Source organism: Pseudomonas sp. Ost2 (assembly GCF_018326065.1).
In the GTDB taxonomy this organism is placed as follows: domain Bacteria; phylum Pseudomonadota; class Gammaproteobacteria; order Pseudomonadales; family Pseudomonadaceae; genus Aquipseudomonas; species Aquipseudomonas gingeri.
Map to the genome: position 1 here is coordinate 4318427 of NZ_AP021904.1, position 19561 is coordinate 4337987.

General features: G+C 65.1%; 13 protein-coding genes. 1 reads left to right on the forward strand and 12 read right to left on the reverse strand.

Features of this window, described 5'->3' with window-relative positions; genetic code table 11:
- The 6 genes from KI243_RS18960 to KI243_RS18985 form a co-directional block, all read right to left on the reverse strand.
- Complete coding sequence (locus tag KI243_RS18960; RefSeq protein ID WP_017125293.1) at positions 1–699, reverse strand: ABC transporter permease subunit; 699 nt, start codon at positions 697–699, stop codon at positions 1–3.
- A gap of 5 nt (positions 700–704) precedes the next feature.
- Complete coding sequence (locus tag KI243_RS18965) at positions 705–1409, reverse strand: ABC transporter permease subunit (RefSeq protein ID WP_017125292.1); 705 nt, start codon at positions 1407–1409, stop codon at positions 705–707.
- Positions 1410–1671: 262 nt separating this feature from the next.
- The gene (locus KI243_RS18970; protein WP_212809725.1) at positions 1672–2454 is read right to left on the reverse strand and encodes a transporter substrate-binding domain-containing protein; all 783 of its coding nucleotides are present in this window, start codon (positions 2452–2454) and stop codon (positions 1672–1674) included.
- A 27-nt stretch (positions 2455–2481) separates the two neighbouring features.
- Complete coding sequence (locus tag KI243_RS33090) at positions 2482–4485, reverse strand: aminotransferase class I/II-fold pyridoxal phosphate-dependent enzyme (RefSeq protein WP_212809728.1); 2004 nt, start codon at positions 4483–4485, stop codon at positions 2482–2484.
- Between the two features lie 157 nt (positions 4486–4642).
- The gene (locus KI243_RS18980; protein WP_212809730.1) at positions 4643–6061 is read right to left on the reverse strand and encodes an aldehyde dehydrogenase family protein; all 1419 of its coding nucleotides are present in this window, start codon (positions 6059–6061) and stop codon (positions 4643–4645) included.
- A 146-nt stretch (positions 6062–6207) separates the two neighbouring features.
- The gene (locus KI243_RS18985) at positions 6208–7839 is read right to left on the reverse strand and encodes a 5-guanidino-2-oxopentanoate decarboxylase (RefSeq protein WP_212809733.1); all 1632 of its coding nucleotides are present in this window, start codon (positions 7837–7839) and stop codon (positions 6208–6210) included.
- Between the two features lie 276 nt (positions 7840–8115).
- Here KI243_RS18985 and KI243_RS18990 point away from each other — a divergent pair, with 276 nt between their 5' ends.
- Positions 8116–13731: a DUF6543 domain-containing protein gene (locus KI243_RS18990; protein ID WP_212809736.1), complete on the forward strand. Its 5616-nt coding sequence runs from the start codon at positions 8116–8118 to the stop codon at positions 13729–13731.
- 16 nt (positions 13732–13747) lie between these two features.
- Here the strand turns inward: KI243_RS18990 and KI243_RS18995 are convergent, their stop codons facing one another.
- The 6 genes from KI243_RS18995 to KI243_RS19020 form a co-directional block, all read right to left on the reverse strand.
- Positions 13748–14473, reverse strand: a complete 726-nt coding sequence (locus KI243_RS18995) for a response regulator transcription factor (RefSeq protein ID WP_212811228.1) — start codon at positions 14471–14473, stop codon at positions 13748–13750.
- A gap of 116 nt (positions 14474–14589) precedes the next feature.
- Positions 14590–15222 carry a TetR family transcriptional regulator C-terminal domain-containing protein gene (locus KI243_RS19000; RefSeq protein WP_177087951.1) on the reverse strand — a complete coding sequence of 211 codons (633 nt, stop codon included), beginning with the start codon at positions 15220–15222 and terminating at the stop codon, positions 14590–14592.
- A 48-nt stretch (positions 15223–15270) separates the two neighbouring features.
- Positions 15271–15972, reverse strand: a complete 702-nt coding sequence (locus KI243_RS19005) for an NAD(P)H-dependent oxidoreductase (RefSeq protein ID WP_212809739.1) — start codon at positions 15970–15972, stop codon at positions 15271–15273.
- Positions 15973–16104: 132 nt separating this feature from the next.
- Complete coding sequence (locus KI243_RS19010) at positions 16105–17754, reverse strand: ABC transporter ATP-binding protein (RefSeq protein WP_212809741.1); 1650 nt, start codon at positions 17752–17754, stop codon at positions 16105–16107.
- Between the two features lie 2 nt (positions 17755–17756).
- On the reverse strand, positions 17757–18587 hold the full coding sequence (locus tag KI243_RS19015) for an ABC transporter permease (RefSeq protein ID WP_212809743.1): 831 nt from the start codon (positions 18585–18587) through the stop codon (positions 17757–17759).
- A gap of 3 nt (positions 18588–18590) precedes the next feature.
- Positions 18591–19550: an ABC transporter permease gene (locus KI243_RS19020; RefSeq protein ID WP_017125282.1), complete on the reverse strand. Its 960-nt coding sequence runs from the start codon at positions 19548–19550 to the stop codon at positions 18591–18593.
- Between the last annotated feature and the right edge of the window lie 11 nt (positions 19551–19561).

Sequence of the window (19561 nt, forward strand, 5' to 3'; positions counted from 1 at the left end):
TCACACCGACCTGCGCATCGGCGTTCCGCGCCGTTCGGCGAAGGCAAACAGTGCCTCGATCAGGAAAGTCAGGCAGATATAGACCCCGGCCACCAGCAGCAGCGGCTGGTACACCTGCAGGGTCTGGGCCCGCACCACGTTGGCCGCGCCCAGCAGGTCGATCACGGCAATGGTCGAGGCCAGCGCCGTGGACTTGAGCAGCATCACCGTCTCCCCGGCCAGGGTGGGCAAGAGCAGGCGCATGGCCCGTGGCAGGCGCACCCGCAACAGCGACTGGCGCGGGGTCATGCCGAAGGCCGAGGCCGCTTCCATCTCGCCCTTGGGCACTGCCAGCAGGCCACCGCGGATCACCTCGCCGACATAGGCGCCCACCGACAACACCAGGGCGAAGACGATGTACCAGTAGCCGTCACGCAGGTAGGGCCAGAGGAAACTGCCGCGAATCAACGGGAACTGGGCGAACAGGCTGCCCAGCCCGTAGTAGAAGATGTAGATCTGGATCAGCAGCGGCGTCCCGCGCAGCACGCTGGTGTAGAACAGGCTGGCCTTGGCGACCAGGCGGTTTTTCGACAACCTGGCCAGGGCCACCAGCACCGCCAGCCCGAACCCCAGCACGCTGGAGATCAGCAGGAGGCTGATGGTCGTTTGCAATCCGCGGCCCAACAACGCCGCGTATTCGAGTATCCACGCTGGAATCATTTCATTCACTCAGCCAAAGGCATCCAGCGACGGATGCGTCGCTCAAGCCGTCCCGACAGGTAGTTGGACACCAGCGTCACCGCGTAATACAGCGCGGCAGCCGTGAGGTAGAACAACAGGTAGTGGCGCGTCGAACCCGCGCCCTGCTTGGCGGTGTACAACAACTCGTTGGTCCCGACCACGCTGATCAGGGCACTGTCCTTGATCAGGTTGATCCACAGGTTGGCCATACCGGCCATGGCATAGGGCGCCATGATCGGCAGCGTGACCCGCCGGAACAGGCCGAAACCGCTCAGGCCGAATGCCCGTGCCGCCTCGATCTGGCCGTAGGGGATCGCCTGGATCGCCGCCCGGAAGATCTCCGAGGCATAGGCGCCCTGGACCAGCCCCAGCACCAGGATCGCCGCCAGCGGGCCGCTGACATTCACCGCCTCCTGGCCGAACTGCGCCATCAGCGAGTTGAGCAGCATGGAACCGACGTAGTACAGCAGGAGGATCAGCAACAACTCCGGAACCGCCCGGAACAACGTGGTGTAGCCGCGCATCAGCGCCGCGACCGGCTTGGGCGCGCCGAGCTTCAGGCACGCCACCACCAGCCCGATGAACAGCCCGACCACAAAGGCCCCGGCGGAAATCTGCAGGGTCATCCAGAGCCCTTTCAACAGCGCATTGCCCCATCCCTGTTCGCTGAAATTGATCAATTCGAACATTGCTGGCTCCCAGCTCCTACAGGTTGATCGTTCCCACGCTCAGCGTGGGCATGCAGCCGTGATGCTCTGCGCCACACAGCGGACGCGGAGCGTCCTGTGAGGCATTCCCACGCTGGAGCGTTGGAACGATCGGACGCTAGAACGCCGGTTTGATCGTTCCCACGCTCGGCGTGGGCATGCAGCCGTGATGCTCTGCGCCACACAGCGGACACGGAGCGTCCTGTGAGGCATTCCCACGCTGGAACGTGGGAACGATCGGACGCTAGAACGCCGGTTTCACACTGGTGCCGAAATAGCTCTGGGAGAGATCATCGTAGTCCTTGCTCGCCAGCAGGGTCTGGATCGCCTTGTCGAGGCGGGCCTTGAGCTCGGTGTCGTCCTTGCGCAGGCCGGCACCCACGCCCTTGCCGAAGATCGGGTCATAGGGCACCGCGCCGAGATAGGCCAGGTCCTTGGCATCCGGAGTCTTGACGAACGCGGTCATGGCCGTGCCGTCCGCCATCATCAGGTCGATGCGCCCGGCAATCAGGTCGGCGTTGGCCGAGTCCTGGGTGTCGTAGTACTTCACATCGGCGATCTTCTCGTAATAGGCCTTCAGGTAGCTGGCGCTTACGGTGGAGTTCTGCACGCCGATGATCTTGCCCTTGAGGTCATCCGGATATTTCTTCACCGTGGTGCCCTTGGGCCCGACAATGGCGATCACCGAATCGTAATAGGCCTTGCTGAAAGCGATCTGTTTCTCACGTTCCTCGGTCACCGACATGGAGGAGAAGATCACGTCGATCTTCTTCGCCAGCAGCGACGGGATGATTCCGTCCCAGGCCACCTCCTTGATCTCGCATTCGGCTTTCATTTCACTGCACAGCTTGTGGATCAGGTCGACCTCGAAACCCTTCCATTCACCATTGGCCTGCTTCTCGGTGTACGGCGGATAGGGTTCGGCCGCAACCGCGAAGCGGATGGGTGCGGCCTGTGCCGCGCCCATGCCGGCCAGCAGGACACAGACCACGCCCGTCAACCAGTTTGCCAAACGTCGATTTCCCATGATGTTGCCCCGTCTTTTTATGATGCGTTAGCGAGTCTGATGAGCGTTGACGAATTGTCGGCAACGTTCGCTGCGTGGGTGTACGAACACTTCATCCGGCGAACCGGTTTCCTCGATCAGCCCTTGATGCAGAAAGGCCACCTTGGAAGAGACATCGCGTGCGAAGGCCATCTCGTGGGTCACCAGGATCATGGTCCGGCCTTCTTCGGCGAGGGAGCGGATCACCCGCAGCACTTCCCCGACCAGTTCTGGGTCGAGTGCCGAGGTGGGTTCATCGAACAGCATGACCTTGGGCCGCATGGCCAGGGCCCGGGCAATGGCTACCCGTTGTTGCTGTCCCCCGGAGAGAAACGCCGGGTACTCGTTGCGCTTGGCCGCGAGGCCCACGCGTTCAAGCAGTGCTTCGGCCCGTTCGATGGCTTCGGCACGACTCTCGCGCAGGACCTGGGTCGGCGCTTCGATCAGGTTTTCCAGCACCGTGCGATGGGGCCAGAGGTTGAAGTTCTGGAACACCATGCCCAGGCTGGAACGGATCCGTACCAACTGCCTGGCATCGGCCACCAGCGGTGCGCCGGGGCGGTCGTAGTTCAGGTGAATGCTTTCGCCGTCCACCAGGATGCGGCCCTGGTCCGGCACTTCGAGCATGTTGATGCAGCGCAGCAAGGTGCTCTTGCCCGAACCGCTGGCGCCGATCAGCGAGATCACCTCGCCTTCGCGGGCGGTCAGCGACACGCCCTTGAGCACCTCGATATTGCCGAAGCGCTTGTGCAGGCGCTCGACCTCGATCATGGTCCGGGTAGCGGCAGGTTCGGCCGCGCCAGGGGTCGTCACACGGCTGATCAGCGGCCGTGGCGGCTCGCCGTTGAGGACCCCGACAAACCCGCGGATCCGCTGGCAGGCCTGCTCCAGGCGCTCCTCGCCAAGAGTGAAGGACAGTCGCACAAAACCTTGCGCCGGCTCGCCGAACGCCGCTGCATCGAGCACCGAGACGCCGGCCTCGCGGAACAGCCGCCAGGCGAACTCCAGGGAGGTAAGGCCAGTCTCGCGTACATCCACCAGCACGAACATGCCGGCGTCGGGCTTGAGCACCGCGATGCCCGGACAATCGGACAGGCCCTGCACCACCAGGTCGCGGCGCCGGCGATAGATCTCGCTCATGCCCCGGGTCACTTCGGCATGGGCCTGGACCGCCTTGAGCGCGGCCTCCATGACAAAGCCGGGCAAGCCATAGAGCATGCTCAGTACCAGGGTCTCGGCATGAGCCACCAGGGTTTCATTGGCCACGATCCAGCCAATGCGCCAACCGGTCATGGCGTGGGATTTCGACAGGCTGCCGATGGTCACGCAGCGCTCGGCCATGCCCGGCAACGCCGCCAGGCTGACATGCTCACGCTCGAACGCCAGGCTCTCATAGACCTCATCGACCACCACCCACAGATCGTGGGCAATCGCCAGGTCGGCGATGGCTTGCAGTTCTTCGCGACTGAGCACGACACCGGTGGGATTGTTCGGGTTGGAGAAGAAGATCGCCCGGGTGCGCGGGGTGATGGCCCTGGCCAGCAAGGCGGCATCGAGGCGGAATCCCGAGTCCGCCGCGCAGGGCACCCGTACCAGGGTCGCGCCGGAGGCCTTGAGGGTGGCCTCATAGGTCACGTACATCGGGTCCAGGGCAATCACTTCGTCACCGGCGTTGAGCAGGCACAGGGAAGTGATGAACAACGCGTTCTGCGCCCCGGCCACGGTGATGACATTCGCCGCCTGCAACTGACGGTCGAACAACGGGCTGTAGCGTGCGGCGATGGCTTCGCGCAAGGCCAGGCGCCCGGCGATCTCGGTGTAGTGGGTGTCGCCTTCGCGCAAAGCCTCGATGGCCGCTTCGGTAATGAAATCGGGGGTGGGGAAATCCGGGTCGCCGACGCTGAGGATGATCACATCCTCGCCGCGGCGCTGGGCTTCGAACGCCGCGTGATGAATGTCCCAGGCGGCCACACCGTCACCAGAGATCCGCTCAACAAAAGGTGAAAACCGCATGCCAGTGCCTCGTTCGAATTTGAAGAAACGCAAGCCCGCAACCAGCCGGGGGTGGTGGAGCCAACATAGACGAAGCTGAACACTCGTTCAATAGGAAAAATCCGTCAGCTTCGCGTTCAGCGCAAACAGGTCGTTTTCACGACAGTCGTGCCGGTTTTCAGCACTGGATCGCCTTGGTTTCGACGAACTCCGCCAGCCCTTCCTCGCCCCATTCACGGCCGTTGCCAGACTGCTTGTAGCCACCGAACGGCGCCCGGTAGTTGAAGGCCGCGCCGTTGACGAAGCACTGTCCGGCACGCAGTCCGCGCGCCAGTTCCAACGCCCGCGCCGGGGTGCCGGCCCAGACCGCACTGGACAGGCCGAAGGGCGACTCGTTGGCCAGGCGCAGGGCCTGTTCCTCGTCGTCGTAGGGCAACAGGCACAGCACCGGGCCGAAGATTTCTTCCTGGGCGATGCGCATGGCGTTGTCGACCTCGGCGAACAGCGTCGGCCGCACGTAGAAACCGCGTTCCAGTCCCTTCGGCACTTCGGCGCCGCCGCTCAACAAACGGGCACCCTCCTGCTGGCCGACGCGGATGTAGTCGAGCACGGTACGGCGCTGGGACGCCGAGCACATCGGGCCGAGAAAGCTCTGCGGGTCCAGCGGGTCGCCGACCTTGAGGCTTTCGCTCTCGGCCCGCGCCAGTCCCAGGGCCTCGGCGTAGCGACTGCGGGGAATCAGCATGCGGGTCAAGGCGGTACAGGTCTGCCCGGAGTTGATCATCACGTCCTGCACGCCATGGCGCACGGCGGCAGCGAGATCGGCATCGGCGGTGATCAGGAACGGTGACTTGCCACCCAGTTCCAGGCAAACCCGCTTGACCGTCGGCGCGGCGGCCATCGACACCCGCACGCCGGCGGCGGTAGAACCGGTGAACGACACCATGTCCACGTCCGGATGCCGGGCCAGGGCTTCGCCGACCTTGGCGCCGGGGCCGCTGACCAGGTTGAAGACGCCGGGCGGCAAGCCGATGGCGTCGATCATCTCGGCCAGCAGGAAGGCATGCAACGGGGTTTCCTGGCTGGGCTTGACCACCACCGTGCAACCCGCCGCCAGGGCCGGCGCGAGCTTGCCGATCAGTTGATGCAACGGGTAGTTCCACGGATTGATAAAGGCACAGACACCCACGGCCTCGCGGATCACCACGGAGTTGCCGACTTCGCGCTGCTCTTCCATCAACGTGGCGATTTGCGCATAGCTGAGCAGGCCCTCCAGCGGGCCGTCGACCTGGACCGCCTGGCACCACTGCACCGGCATGCCCAGCTCGGCAGTGATCAGCGCGGCCATTTCCCCGGCGCGGGCCTTGAGCTGCCTGCCGAGTGCCAGGATATAGCCGGCGCGAACGCTGGCCGGGGTACGCGACCAACTGGCAAAGGCCCGGCGCGCGGCGGTGACGGCACGCTCGACATCGCGCTCATCGCCCAGCGGGACCTGCCCGGTCACGGCTTCGGTGGCCGGGTTGATCACTTCGGCGGCGCCGCTGCCATGGGGCACGACCCAGTCGCCGTTGATATAAAGATGGGTGTAGGTATTCATTGTTATTGTTCTCCATCATCGGGATTCGCCGATCGTTCCCACGCCCTGCGTGGGCAGGCAACCCGTGACGCTCTGCCTCACAAGAGCGGACGCGGAGCGTCCAGCGAGGCATTCCCACGCGGAGCGTGGGAACGATCATCAAGGCATCAGCGGGCACAGGCATGCTTGAGTTCGATCAGGGTGACGCCGGCATGGGCGAAGCCCGTGCGCAGATCGCGCTCCAGTTCGTCCAGGCTCTGCGGCTCGCAGACACTGCAACCGAACGCCCGGGCCAGCAGGGCGAAATCCGGATTGCGCGGCAACACGCCCACCGGCTCGATATCCAGGCTGAGCATGTCGTCGCGGATCTGGCCGAGGGCATCGTTGTTCCACAGCACCACCACCAGCGGGCTGTCCAGTTCCTCAACGGCGGTGGCCAGTTCCTGCACCGTGTAGAGAAAACCGCCATCGCCCACCAGTACCAGGCCTGGCCGCCGGGGCGCGCCGAACTTGGCGCCGATCCCCGCCGGCAAGCCGTAGCCGAGGGTGCCGTAGCCGGTGGGATGCAGCCAGCTGCGCGGTGCCCGGCTGGCAAAGGCGTAGTTGCCGGTGTAGGCCAGCTGGGTCATGTCGCTGCTGATAAACGTGTTGGCCGGCATCGCCGCCGCGATGCGGTCGAGGATCTGCTGGTGGATCGCCTGCAACGCCCCATGGCCGGCGCGTACAGCCGTCCTCAGCTTCGCCACCGCCTGAACCGCTTCCCGGGCATCGCGAACCTGGGCCGGCAATTGCGTCAACAAGGCCGCCAGGGTCTGCCGGGCATCGCCGTGCAAGGCCACGGCACAGGGATAGAAGTCGTTGAACTTGCGTGAGTCGATATCGACCCGGATCACCTCGCCGGTCAGCGGCAGGCGTTCCCGCCAGTAATCGGTATCGGCCATTTCGGTGCCGACCGCGAAGACCACATCGGCCTGGGCGATCAATTCCCAGCCGGGCTCGACGCACAGGCTGGAACCGGCGTTCAACGGCGCGTCCGGGGCCAGCAGGCCTTTACCGGCGACGCTGGTGAACACGGGCGCGCCCAGGCGTTCGCTCAAGGCCTGCAACTCGTCTGCGGCGGCCAGCGCACCGCCGCCGGCAATGATCATCGGCCGCCGGGCCTGTTGCAGTCGCCGCGCGGCCTCTTCCAGGACCTCGCGCCCCGGCAGCCCGCGCCCCGGGCGACGTACCACTTCAGCGCTCCAGTCCCGGCTGACGGCACCGGCCAGCACATCCAGCGGCACCGAGATATGCACCGGCCGTGGCCGCTCGCTGTCGAACACGGCAAAGGCGCGGGCGACCAGTTCCGGCAGGTCGTCGGTGCTCAGGGCCACCGCGGAAAACGCGGTGATCGGCGCGGTGATCGCCCGCTGGTCCTGGGTCTCGTGCAGGCACCCCCAGCCCTTGCCGAGGCTGGCGGTGTGGTTGACACTGGAAATCACCAGCAGCGGAATCGAATCGGCGTAGGCCTGGCCGATGGCGGTGGCGGCGTTGGTCACGCCAGGGCCGGTGATGATGAAACAGACACCGGGCTTACCGCTGACCCGGGCATAACCGTCGGCCATGAAACCGGCACCCTGCTCGTGGCGGGTCAGCACATGGCGGATGCCGCTGCCGGGCAGGCCGCGATACAGCTCCAGGGTGTGCACGCCGGGAATACCGAACACCGTGTCGACACCGTAATGGGCCAGCAGGCGCACCAGGGCCTGGCCGCCGGTGAGCGTGGTGGAAGAAGCCTGCAGGGTCGATTGGGAACTCATGCTAGCCCTCGTCTTGTTGGGGTGGGGTGATGGGAGATCGCCGGCACTATTAAACACTCGTTCAATAGCGCGACACAATCCTCCCCGGACACCTCGACAAAACCCGACAAACCGATACAACCTGTTGTTTTTTATAACAATAACCCTGCCTCAGGTTTCTCTGTCCGCCGACCTGTTACATCTTTGAACATCCTCGCTCACAGCATTAACTACCGCCCCCGGTCTGCGGCTTGCGCGTTGAATGACGGTCCTCCCGCAACGACAAGGACCTTCAGCATGAGCCCCCCGATCACCTCGAGCGATTCGCCCGCGAGCGACGCCGCATCGGTGTCACTGGAACACGCCATCGCGCATTTTCTCGCCGACCTGCCCGCCGAGACCGCCCGCTGCATCCGCCTGGCCAGCGGTATCGACAGTCCCGCCCTGCGCGCCGCCTACAGCGAATCGCGCCAGGTGCCGGCGCTGCTGTTCGACACCCGCCAGCGCTTCGAGCTGGAACAGGAGATACAGGACTTCATCGACGCGCTGAGCCAGGACTCGCCCGCCATGTCTCGGCCGACAAGCCTGACCTGGCAGTTGCAACTGCTCGGACTGGAACTGCTCTGGCCGGCGACGAGCGTGCTGCAAGTGTACGACCCGCCCGCAGAGACGGCGGCGGCCGAATACGGCCCCGACCGTTCGCCCGACCTGCCGAGGATACGGGTCAGCCGGGCGCAAGTACTCGATGGCAACCTGTGGAGCCACGTCCTGCCACAACTGAGCACGGAACAGCGGGAGTCATTGCTGGGCGGGCAGTACACCACCCTCGACAGCCAGTTGTCGGTACTCAGGCGCCAGGCCGCCGCACAATTGTCCTCTCGCCGCGAGGCGCTGTTCGACAACCTCCACGCCTTCCGCCAGCAATCCCACGATCCGCTGGAAAACCTGCTGCGCGACCAGGTCCCCTGGCTGTCCCGGGCGGCAGCCCACGAACTGCTCGCCAACTCGAGCGGGCACGACCTTCATTCGCTGGCCTTGTCCGAGGGCGAACTGAGCGAGGACCAGGCACGGGATGCCCACTGGTATCTGCAGGAGGAACGTCTGAACCAGGCCTATGAAGGCTTGTTCCTGGAAAGCCGGCAACACAACGACGACACCCAGCGGCTGCTGCTGCACAGCCTCGCCACCTGGCCGGACTGGCCAGCGAGCGGCGTGCGCCTGGAACTGCGCGAGCAGGCGCCGGACGGCCCGTTGCTGGCCGGCATCGGCGAGCCACAGGCAGAACAGACCCACATCATCCTGCGCCGTGATGGCCGTTTCAGCCTGCATGCCGCCGAAGGCCCGGAGCAGGCAGCGCAGCCCGACCTGCCCGCGGTCCTGGCAACCCTGCCGGACACCCTGCGCCAGCCCCTCGGCCTGACCGACCGGCCAGCCATCCAGCGCCTGCTGCGCCAGCACCCTCCTCTTTCACGCGCCGATCTGCGCGCCTTGCTGGGACTTTCCCCCTTGGAACCCTTACACCGCCTTTCCGATGGCAACGACTACCAGCAGGACGCGCCCGGTGCCTTCGCCGGCCCCGACCTGCTCGCCCAGCGCCAGCGGGAAACCTTCGATGCCCTGGCCGCCACCAATGACCGCACCCTGATGCTGGCGCGCCAGCAACCCAATTTCCACTGGTTCGCCGGGCTGCTGCTGAGCCGGCAACTGGCACGTGATTTCCCCCAGGCCGCCTCGAAGGATCCCGATGCGATCTTCCTCAACACCTATGAGGAAAGCCTCTACTGGCCCCTGTCGGACAGCGGTGAGCGCGGCGAGCAAGTGCGCTATCGCGGTGTCAGACAGTCGCAGACGCTGACGCAAGTGTTTGTCGAGCATCTGGCTGGCAACCCGCAAACATTCGACCCGGCCACCAGCGGCCTCTACGCCAGTGCGACCGGCGTCTACGACGAACAGCAACTGGCCGGCCTGGACCTCGGGCGCCTGGGCAAAACCCTGGATGACGCGGGCCTGGGTTTCGACACGCGTTTCACCGAAGCCCTGGACAGTTTCTGGGCCAGCGTCGCGTCGCTGCTGCGGGAAAACCTGCGGACCCAGATGCGCCTGGAAGCGCAGTTGCGCGAACTGGACCAGAGCCTGGACAAAGGCCATCGCGAGGACCTGGAGCGGGTTCTGGAGCAGCCCACCCATGAGCAACGCCTGAAAAAATTCCCCGCGCAGGGACCGATCCACGTCTACCGCATCGCCCTGCGACCAGCCGACCTGATTCTGCAAGGCTGCCTGGTCATCACCCGCAGCCCCGTCGGGGACACCCACAAGCTGCCGGCGCTGTTCTATCAGATCGGCCGTGGCCTGGAGCCGTTCGCGTCGTTGCAGGCCCTGGAAAAGAACCTGGTCCGGCGCCTCGATGACAAGGTCGAACGCGAATCGCTGCTCGAACTGCTGCCGCAGCGACAGCGAACCTGGCGTCCGCCGAGCACTGCCGACGGCAGCGCGCCGTTCAGCTACCGGGCCGAACAGGGTGATCCCTTCCAGCTCCTGGTGGACGGATTGCTCGCCAGGCAGAAAGAGGATTTCAGCGACACCTGGCGCTTTGTCAGAGGCGCGCCGGGCCTGCACAACGATGTCGTCGAGTTCGCCCGGCAGCTGGACAGTGCCGTCAGCCTGGCCGGGCCACTGGATATCACCCCTGTCCTCAGGCGGCGTAATCGCGACCTGATGTTCAGCGACCTGCTGCAGCGGATCAACAGCATCAGCCAGGACGAACAGACCCGGCTCGCGACCTTGTGGCGCCCCACGCTGGAACCCAACCCGGTGCCCTCTTCGCTCAGCGATCTGCCGGCTCTGAAAGCCCATGCGGCGGGCCTGCTCAAGAGCCATCTGCAACAGCACTACCCGCAGATCCAGGCCGCCCCCGACGACATCGTGGTGCATGTCTCCCATACCACCCACCACCTGAGCCCGGCCTGGCAAAGCCAGCCACCGGTCACCCGGATGCACCCGCGCAGCCTGTCGCTGACGGCCCTGGCACTGGAGAACATCAAGGGCACGCGCCTGGGCGAAACGGTCAGTTTCAAGGCGATCCTCATCAACCCGAACGGCACCCCGTCGAGCCTGACGGACAGCCAGGTCCGGGCTATCGTCCGGGCCGTGGATGCCCCCGGCAGCTACAAGACGCTGCTCGAACAGAAACTGCTCGGCCGGGACCAGGCGTCGGTGCGCACCGCCTGGATCGAAGGGCAACGCGCGCGGATGAAACTGCAGGCCTATGTCGCACGCCTGAGCGGGGACTTTCTCGACGCCAGGGGCAGTGCCCTGGAACGTGGCTACCGGCGCATCGAACACCTGCTCAAGCATCCGTCGGCCCAGCGCCGCCCGCTGCTGGACGGCTACAAGGTCCAGGCCAACTACCTGATGCTCGGCGGCACGGACGGGGCTCGCAACGGCATGAGTATCGACGAGGTGCTGGTGATCAGCAGCGACGATCCCGCCGGTCGCCTGCTGTTCTACACACCGCAATCTCCCGACGGCAAGGCCTGGCGCGAGCTGGCAGGCCTGTCGGCGATCGAAGCGCTGCTCAAGCAGCCGGAGTGGAAACCCTATTGCATCGCACGGGCCGCCCGGAACGAACAGTGGGATCCGGCCCGGCTGTTCACGCGCCAGTTCCCGCTGGTCCGCTACTTCCCCATCGAAGGCGACCTGTTCAGCACGCTGTACGAAGCCAGGGCCCGGCACCTGATCAGCAGCGTCGAATACCTCGGGGCCAGCAACCAACGAGTGGACCATGAAACGCTCTGGTACTGGATCAACGTGAGCTGGCGCTTCACCATTGAGGTCATTCTCGGCGCCTCGCCCCTGCAGCTCAGCCTGTGGATCTATGCGCTGCGTGGCCTGTACGGCCTGGCCAACGTCACCCAGGCCCTGGCCGTGGGGCATCATCAGGAAGCAACGGATGCACTGATCCAGACGCTCCTTGATGCCGCGGCGCCCTTGCCGCTGCAAACGATCAAGCCCCTGTTGCTCAAGGCACGACCATGGCCCACGACGAAGGTTTCCCGCCTGGTCAAGACCCAGAGGGCGAGCCAGGACGGTTCCCGACAACTGCTGCTGAGTGCCGAGTCGTCACCGACGACATCGCTCAGGTCTGTAGCCGCGGACCTCAAGGACCATCAACTCACTACCGTGCCGGAACTGAATTACCATCGCGACGGATTGTTCGTCGACCGCACGGCACGCATGAACCAGTACGTGAACCTGGAGGGCACCTGGTACCGCACCGGCTCCCGGGGCGGCAAGCGTTACCTGCTCAAGGAGCACGTCTGGGCGGAGGATATCGAGCTCGAACGGGTGGGCCAGGGTTGGCAGCCACGGCCCAGGGGCCGTCTGGTGGGGGGCGCGCCCGAGCCGGTCGGCCCCGCACGCTATGAGATCCCAGCCACCCACCGAAGCCTGCTCGAAGCGATGATTCGCACGCCCACCAGAAGGCTTGATCGCGGTTGGTTCATTCCGAGTGCTTCCGCACTGGAGCGCGAGGCCGCCGTGCAAGTGCACGCCATCTCGCGGCGGTTGCTCGAAGACACCCAAGGTTTCTTCGCCGAAAGCCCGGCCCCCGTGGCCAGGACACTGGCGCCCGACCTGCTGGACGCAGGGCTGGCGAGCCAACTGATGGAACGTGGCTACCGGACCGGGAACGGTATCGTCCTCAGTGCGGCCTACCACGCAAAGGGCGGCCGCAAGTTCCTGATCGACAACATGCGCGCGTTCGCCACCGAACACCAGGTCAAGACCCTGTACATGGAAAACCTCCTGACGGACTTCGACCAGGTTCACCTCAACGACTTCCATCGTACCGGCGTCATGCCCCAACGCCTGAGGGACACACTGAGACAGCTGGATATCGATCAGCACATCGCCCCGGACGGCCCGCATGCATTGCATGAGGTGATTCAACTCGCACAAAGACATGGCATTCGCGTCCAGGCGCTCGACTGTGCCACGAGCTACCGCCAGGGCATACGCAACTACCACCCGGATCGGGCCAGGACCCTGAAATACCATGCCCGGGAAGTCATCCAGACGGACCAACTGCAACAGGGCCCGCATCGCTGGGTTGCCCTGACCCAGGATTCACATGCCAGCGCCGTGCGCGGCGACCCGGGCCTGGCCGACCTGTTGGGGGCCGTCAACCTGCGTGCCGTCGATGTCGGCGGACAGCCCTTGCCGCTGCGCGTCCTGCGTGATCCGGGAGAGTTCACTCAAGGCCAGTTCGCACGGGATATTCAGCTCGTGCGAGCCGACGCGAAGCTGGAAGTGAACGTGGCGCCCCAAGCGCTGCCGCAGGTCGCGAGACCTCACCGGGGGCTGCTGATGCAGGCAGGGGATTTCCTGCTCGAACAACGCGGCGATCAGTACATCATCGTCCACCAGTCGATCGACCCCGACCTGCTAGTCCCCCAGGAGCTGCCGGTGGTACGCAGCCAGTCTGTCGACCGTTCAGGGCGTCCCTACGAGACGTTTCATGTCGATGCCCCTCTTCTCAACATCCGTGGTATCAAATACAAAAGCATCGACGACCTGCTATGGGTGCTCAAGCAAGGCAACATGCGCCAAGTGGCCGAACTCAGCGATGTCACCTACCTGCGCCAACCCAGGCTCGACACCCATCCGCGACTCAGTCGCGCGGGCATGTTCATGGTCGAAACAGGCCCACAAGGGCCTGTGCTGATCAATCGTTCCAGGGATCGTTCCCTGGCAACGACGATCATCCGGACCGACAGGGCCACGGGCAAGTTCTATATCGTTCATCCGCGCTGGGGATTCAGCGAGGCGCGGCTGTTCGCCAGCATCGACGACCTGACCCAGACGCTGGTCAAGGAGGTGGGGTTGACGCGCGTGGTCGAATCCACTCGTCTCTGATGCACCGAGCCCTGGCTCAAGCCGCCCTTGAGGTCCGCGCGGTGAACAGATAGCCCGCGCCGTGGATGGTCATGATCAGTTCCGGCGCGGCCGGGTCGTCATGCAGCTTGCGCCGCAGGCGCCCGACCAGGACATCGATGGAGCGGTCACTGGGCAGCCATTCGCGGTTGCGCAACTGCTCCATCAACTGGTCGCGACTGAGGGTATGGCCCGTGTTGCGGATAAACACGTTGAGCAACTGGAACTCGCCGTGGCTGAGCAGGGTTTCGCTGCCGTCGCAGGCTTTCAGGCGTCGGCGGTCGGCGTCCAGGGTCCAGTCGGCGAAATGCTTGAGATGCCCGGCAGGCTGTGCGGGAGCCGAGAGGGTCGATTGCAGATGACACACCCGGCGCGTGAGGTTGCGAACGCGGGAAACCAGTTCGCGGGTGTTCAAGGGCTTGATCAGGTAATCGTCGGCGCCGCACTCCAGGCCGGCGAGCCGTTCGGCATCATCGTCGCGCTCGCCGACAAGGATGATGCCGACCTCCGAGCGCTCGCGCCACTGGCGCGTCAGATACAGGCTGTCCGCCCCCGGCAACTGGCCATCGAGCAGCACCAGGGCCACTGGAAAACGGCTCATGCAGGCCTCGGCCTGCTCGGCGCCGTCGACACAGTGGACTTCATACCCATCGTGGGTCAGGCACGCCTCCCACTGTTCACGGACCAGCCGATCATCCTCGACGATCAACACACGCGGCATCACCTTCATTACCTGGCTCCTGTTCGTGCCGCGAGCGGCCGATTCTTGGAATTATGCGAAGCGGTAGGAATTTTCGATGCACTGTAGCGCTTGCTGAACAGTTGATCAACAAGCCGCGATCAGCGCAGGAAACGCCGATAGCCGCCCATTTGCAGGCCATCGACCCAGGCCTCGCAGATCTGCACCCCCTCGGCCGGGGTGAACGTGGTCGGGTTGAGGCCGCATTCGAGCCACAGCCCGTCGAGCAGGGCACTCAGGCCGATGGCTGCCAGACCGCTGTCGAAACCGCTCCAGCCCTCCTCCTCCGCCAGCAGGGTCAGGGCATTGCCCATGATGGTGCGGTACTCGCCATAGGAGTGATCGTGGGCACGGTTGATCGCGTCGGCGGTTTTCACCGCGCCCCAGAAGGCCAGCCAGGCTTCCAGCAGCTCGGGATCGAGCATGCCTTCGGAAAACGACGCTTCGAAAAATGCCGACAGGTGCCGGCGGGCCCCACTGCCGGCGTTGGCCACTGACTGGCGCAGCAGGCTCATGACCTGTCCGGTGATATGCAGGTAGGCGTCGGCCACCAGCTCATCCTTGCCGGTGTAGTGGTGGCTGATCAGCCCCACCGACACCCCGGCCTCGGCGCAGATCTTGCGGATCGAGGTGCCGACAAAGCCGTACTTCTTCAGGCAGCGCAGGGTTGCCGCCACCAGGTTGGCCTTGCGCAACTCGGGGTCCATACGCAGAAAACGCGTTTCCTCGGCCATGGTGCTCCTGTCCTCTTCAACGTCGATGGCTGACTGTACAGCGTGCGGTCAGCGGATGGGATACAGCGCCTCGTCGAACTGTGCCAGGCGCGGGAAGACCAGGGGGCTGTCCTGGTCGAGGTTTTCCAGGCGCCGATGGTAACCGACGAGGAATTGTTCGCGGGCCTCGGCACTGATATAGGGCACGTGCCAGGCCACGTAGGGCGGCAGCACATCGAGCCCGACATAGGCCAGGGTGCCGCGCAGCAGCGGCCGCAGCATGTCTTCCAGGGGCCCGTGGATCGCGTCTTCGCCGAACATGTGCTCACGTCCGCCGAGGGTCACGGTGACCAGCGCCTGCTTGCCGGCCAGGCCGCCCTGGTCGTAGAAACGCTTGCCGCCGTAGCAGACCCCGGACACCAGCACGCGGTCGATCCAGCCCTTGAGGATCGCCGGCACCGAGAACCAGTAGATCGGGAAGTTGAGGATCAGCAGGTCGGCCCACAACAGCTTGCCCAGTTCCCCCTGGATGTCGGCGGCCAGGCTCCGGGTCTTGACCCCCAGGCGCTGTTCCAGGGCATAGACCAGGTAGTCGGGGTTGTCCCGGTCGGAGAAATCCTCGGCGCTGGCCACCGGGTTCCAGTGCATGGCGTAGAGGTCGGAAACCTGGACGTCATGGCCCTGGGCCTGCAGGGTCGTTACTGCCTGGTCGCGCAGGGCGGCGGTGAAGGATTGCGGTTCGGGGTGAGCGTGGACGATCAATACGTTCATGGGTATTCCTGACGGTCGAAAAAGAGTCACTTATCTTCAAAACACCACCACCTTGCAGGAACCGGCTTGCTGACGATGGCGGCCGATCAGCCGCTGCAAGTCTCACGGGCCCCATCGCCAGCAAGCCCGCTCCTACAAGGGTTGTGTTGCAAACGGAGCGGCGATGGAGGCCCTCTGCCGCAGGATGCGGTCCAGCCAATCCGGGTCCATTTCCGGCTCCGAGGAAAACAGCAGGCCGGTGTAGTCGCGATGTGGCGGCGTGAAAATCACGTCCCGGGCGCCGGCATCGACCACCTTCCCGCGCTGCATCACCACCACCTCATCGGCGATGGCCCGTACCGTCGCCACGTCGTGAGTGATGAACAGGTAGGACACGCCCAGTTGCCGCTGCACCCGGTCGAGCAATTTGAGAATGCCCTCGGCCACCAGTTGATCGAGGGCCGAAGTCACTTCGTCGCAGATGATCAACCGCGGCTCGGCGGCCAGGGCCCGGGCAATGCAGATGCGCTGCTTCTGCCCGCCGGACAGCTCCGACGGCAGGCGCTCCATGAACTTGCCCGGGTCCAGCTCGATCATTTCCAGCAACTCGGCGACCCGCTGACGCAGGGCCTTGCCCTTGAGACCGAGGTAGAACGCCAGCGGACGGCCGATGATGTCGACGATGCGCTGGCGCGGGTTGAGCGCCGTATCGGGAATCTGGTAGATCATCTGGATGCTGCGCAGTTGTGCCTTGCTGCGGCGCCGGTAGTCCGCCGGCAATACCTCGCCGTCGAACAGCACCTGCCCGCAGGTGGGTTGCAGCAAGCCGGTGATCAGTCGCGCGGTGGTGCTCTTGCCGCTGCCGGACTCGCCGATCACCGCCAGGGTCTGGCCCTTGTACAACTGCAGCGAGACATCGTGCAGCACCGGCTGGCTACTGTAGCTGGCACTGGCATTGCGCACTTCGAGCAAGGGTGCGCCCTGCCCCGGTCGGGCCTTGGCCTCGGTGCGGAAGCAGCGCACCGCCCACAGCGACTGGGTGTAGGCCTGCTCCGGGGCACTGAGCATCTGCCGCGTCGGTGCTTCTTCCACCCGTTTGCCATGGCGCAGCACCATGATCCGGTCGGCCATCTGCGACACCACCGCCAGGTCGTGGGTGATGTAGATCGCCGCCATGCCCAGGCGCTTGACCGCATCGCGGATCGCCGCCAGCACTTCGATCTGGGTGGTCACGTCCAGGGCCGTGGTCGGTTCGTCGAAGACGATCAGGTCCGGCCGGCAGGCCATGGCCATGGCGGTCATCGCCCGCTGCAACTGGCCACCGGAAACCTGGTGCGGATAACGCCGGCCGATGGTTTCCGGCTCGGGCAGGCGCAGCAGCCGATACAGCTCGATGGCCTGGGCCTCGGCCTCGGCGCGGCTCATGCCGGCATTGATCACCGCTGTTTCCACATGCTGGTCGATCAGCCGATGTGCCGGGTTGAACGAGGCCGCCGCGCTCTGCGCCACATAGGCGATACGCTGGCCGCGCAACTTGCGCAGGGTTTCGGCCGAACAATGGAGCAGGTCCTGGCCGTCGAACTCGATGCTGCCACCGGTGATCCGGCAGCCGTCGCGGGTATAGCCCATGGCGGCCAGGCCCAGGGTCGACTTGCCCGCGCCGGACTCACCGATCAGGCCCAGCACCTCGCCCCGCGCCAGGCTCAGGTCGATACCCTGCACCAGGCGGTGCCAGGCCTCGTCGTAGTAACCTTCGATCTGCAGGTTGCGGATCTGCAACAGCGGTCGCTTGGGTTCACTCATGTTCAGCACTCCTTGAGCCCGCTGGATCGGTAGAGCATCCAGTCGACGACAAAATTGACCCCTACCGTGAGCAAGGCCACGGCCAGCGCGGGCAACAGCGGCGTGAGGTCGCCGAAGGTGATCAGCACGGCGTTGTCACGCACCATGCTGCCCCAGTCGGCGGTCGGCGGCTGGATACCCAGGCCGAGGAACGACAGCGCACTGATGAACAGGAAGACAAAGCAGAAGCGCAGGCCGAATTCGGCAATCAGCGGCGCGGCGGCATTGGGCAGGATTTCCCGCCGTACCAGCCACCACCAGCCTTCGCCGCGCAACCGCGCAGCCTCGACAAAGTCCTGCACCACCACGTTCATCGCCACTGCCCGCGCCAGGCGAAACACCCGCGTCGAATCGAGCAAGGCGATCACCAGCACCAGCGACGTCGCCGTGGTGCCGACCACACTGAGGATCAGCAAGGCGAAGATCAGTTGCGGGATGGCCATCAGGATATCCACGCAGCGCGACAGGCCCATGTCGATCCAACCGCCCTTGAGCGCCGCGACCAGCCCGGCCAGGCCGCCCAGGAGGAACGCCAGCACGGTGGTGACAAACGCGATACCGACGGTATTGCGCGCGCCATACAGCAGGCGGCTGAGCATGTCCCGGCCGAGATTGTCGGTACCCAGTGGGAACTGCGCGCCCCAGGCCGCGAAGCCCTCGCCCACCACCTCGGTCTCGCCATGGGGCGCCAGGTGCGGGGCGAGCAACGCCACCAGGACATACAGGACAATCACGCAGAATCCGAATTTCGCACTCCAGGGCGCGCGAACCAGCTCTTTGAACACGGCTTTCATGGATTACCCCTTCGGATGCATCAGGCGTGGGTTGCTGGCGATGGACAGCACATCGGCCAGGGTATTGAGCACGATGTAGGTCGCGGCGAAGATCAGGCTACAGGCCTGCACCACCGGGATATCGCGCTTGGCCACCGAGTCCACCAGCAACTGCCCCAGGCCGGGATAGACAAACACCACTTCGACCACCACCACGCCCACCACCAGGTACGCCAGGTTCAGGGCGATCACGTTGACGATCGGCGCCAGAGCATTGGGCAAGGCATGGCGGAAGATGATCCGGCCCTGGCTGATGCCCTTGAGCCGGGCCATTTCGATATAGGGACTGGCCAGCAGGTTGATCAGCGCGGCGCGGGTCATGCGCATCATCTGCGCGACCACCACCAGGCTCAGGGTCACCACCGGCAGCACCGAGCGCTCCAGCAGCAGGCCGAAGGAGGCGTCCGGCGGCAGGCTCGACAGGCTCGGCAACCAGCCCAGCTTCACCGAGAACAACAGGATCAGCAGGTAGGCGACAAAGAACTCGGGGAACGACACGGCACTCAGGGCCACCGTATTGAGCAGCCGGTCGAACCAGGAGTTGCGATACAGCGCCGCGAGCATCCCCAGCAGCAAGGCCAGGGGCACCGAGAACAGCGCCGCCAGCCCGGCCAGGCAGAGGGTGTTGCCCAGGCGCGTGCCGACCAGTTCGGCGATGGGCCGCTGGTTGGCCAGCGATGCCCCCAGGTCGCCCTGGAGGATATGCCCGGCCCAGTGCAGGAAACGCCACAGCGGTGGCTGGTCAAGCCCCAGCTGGGTGCGAAAGGCCGCCAGGGTTTCCGGAGTCGCCGACTGCCCGAGCATGGCCTGGGCGATGTCTCCCGGCAGCAGACCCACCGCCAGGAAAATGATCACCGACACCGCGAACAGCGAGAACAGCCCCAGCGCCAGGCGCTGGGACAGCAGCTTGAGAATGCTCTTCATGCCCTGCTCTC